Below are 2,170 nucleotides of genomic sequence, written 5' to 3'. Positions count from 1 at the left end.
TCGAACTGGATACGGCCCTGACCGTCATACAGGTTCAGCATCGCATTCAACGCATGGTAGTCCAGCTGGTCAGCCCGGTCCACCGGCTCCGCGACAGTCTTACCGAGATCAGTCGTCATCATGTCCCCTTGTAGATTCGCACCGACGATGGTGTGGCGCATATTGATTCATTACTACCGTGTGGCGCGCCGCGGCGCCACGTGTATTGGTCATCCGGTCACGGCAGCCTCCCATGTGCCGTCCGCCCGCGATGCTGCCTCGAACTCCTCCAGGCCCTCCTTCACCCGGACCACGTCCTCGTCCGTACCCATCAGCTCGAAGCGGTAGAGGTACGGTACCCCGCACTTCGCGGAGATCACGTCCCCCGCCCGCCCGAAGTCCCGTCCGAAGTTCAGGTTCCCGGAGGCGATCACCCCGCGGATCAGCGCGCGGTTGCGCACGTCGTTGAGGAATCTGATCACCTGCTTCGGCACGGGCCGGGAGAGGTCGCCTGTGATGGACGCTCCCCCGCCGTAGGTCGGACAGACCAGGACGTAGGGGGTCTCCACAACGAGGGGTTCCTCGTTACGGTGCAGCGGGATCCGCACGGCGGGCAGGCCCACCTTGTGCACGAACCGTAGGGTATTGCAGGTTGTGGAGGAAAAATACACGAGAAGCACTGTCAACTCCGTTCTGTGACGGTGAAGCGGGCAGGAATGTAGCGGAGGAAGGACGGGACTGCGGCGACCGCTGCGACAACTCCGAGGATGACGAGGACGCCACCCGCCGCCGTCGCGGGCCCGGCGCCGATGCGGGCGCCGGCCCATCCGTGCAGGATGTCGGCCAGGCGGGGTCCGCCGGCGACGACGACGAGGAAGACGCCCTGAAGGCGTCCCCGCATTCTGTCGTCGGCGGACTCCTGCAGCATGGCGTTGCGCTGCACGGTGGAGAACATGTCGGCGACTCCTCCCAGCAGGAAGGAGATGACGGCCACCCAGGCCCACACCCCGGCCCGGCCGTCGGCGGCCGTGACGGCGAGTCCCATCACGGTCACGGCCGCTCCCCAGCAGAGCACCGAGATGACAATGCCCAGTCCCTGACGCCGGGCCCGGGTGACTGCCCCGGAGAACACTCCGCCCAACACTGCTCCGGCGGGCATGGCGGCGTAGAGCAGTGCGTAGAAAAGCCCGCCCTCCCCCTGCTCACCGAAGTTGACCGCGGAGATCTCCGGTATCAGTGCCCGGGGCATCCCGAAGGTCATCGCGATGATGTCCAGCAGGAAGCTCATGAGAAGCAGTGGCATGGCAGCCAGGTAGACGAATCCCTCGATCACGGATCGGAACCCGGGGCGGCCGGCTTTCACGGATCCCTGGACGGAGTCCGCGGACGCCCCCGACGCCGCCGGCGACGCTGCTGACGTCGCCGTCAACGACGCTGTCGACGGAGGCAGGGCGGGCAGCTTCAGTACCGCCCAGAGAGTGGACAGGAGGCACACCGCGTCGATGAGGTAGAGCCAGGCGAATCCCGTGACCGGTATGAGCAGACCGCCGATGACGGGGCCGATGACGGCTCCTGCCTGGGTGACGGTCATGTTCAGGGATGTTGCTGCACCGATGCTGCCGACAGGGACGATCCGGGCGATGACTGCGGTTCGGTTCGGCTGGTTGACCGCGAAGAACGCCTGTTGGACGGCGAAGACTGTCAGCAGGAGCCAGACATTGTCGAGACCGGAGGCCGCCTGGGCCCAGAAGGCGACTGCGGTGAGGATCATGCCGGTGGTGGTGATCCGCAGGAGTTTCGTCCGGTCCATGTGGTCGGACAGTGCACCGCCGTAGAGACCGAAGACCACCAGCGGCACCAGTCCGAAAGCTCCTGCGAGGCCGACGTACGCGGAGCTTCCCGTGATCGCGTAGATCTGGGCGGGCACCACGATGATGTTGAGCTGGGCTCCGATCACCGTGACGATGTTGGCTGTCCAGAGGCGGCGGAAATGCGGGTGCTGCAGCGGGGTGGTGTCGGCGAGCAGGGAGCGGAGTGGACCGGGGGCCGGCATTGAGGGACCTCTCACTGGTTACCGGAGGTGCCGGTCGCCGTACGGATTTCCCGGCCGGGCCCGGAGGAGGGTCACGGGCAGGTCAGTGAACTCGACGGCGGGCCGGGCAGGGGTGGGGCCGGGGGACGGTATACCCAA

Annotated in this window: 2 protein-coding genes; both read right to left on the bottom strand. The window is 66.5% G+C overall.

Annotated features, from left to right (window positions below):
* Nucleotides 1-209: 209 nt before the first annotated feature.
* Nucleotides 210-659: a class Ib ribonucleoside-diphosphate reductase assembly flavoprotein NrdI gene (gene nrdI / locus E0E18_RS13805; RefSeq protein WP_110481747.1), complete on the bottom strand. Its 450-nt coding sequence runs from the start codon at nucleotides 657-659 to the stop codon at nucleotides 210-212.
* 2 nt (nucleotides 660-661) lie between these two features.
* A complete protein-coding gene (locus E0E18_RS13800) occupies nucleotides 662-2,032 on the bottom strand; it encodes an MFS transporter (RefSeq protein WP_130841932.1) in 1,371 nt (456 codons plus the stop codon).
* Nucleotides 2,033-2,170 lie beyond the last annotated feature (138 nt).

Source organism: Corynebacterium neomassiliense, assembly GCF_900626215.1.
Lineage (GTDB): Bacteria > Actinomycetota > Actinomycetes > Mycobacteriales > Mycobacteriaceae > Corynebacterium > Corynebacterium neomassiliense.
This window is presented reverse-complemented; position numbering and strand designations above follow the sequence as displayed.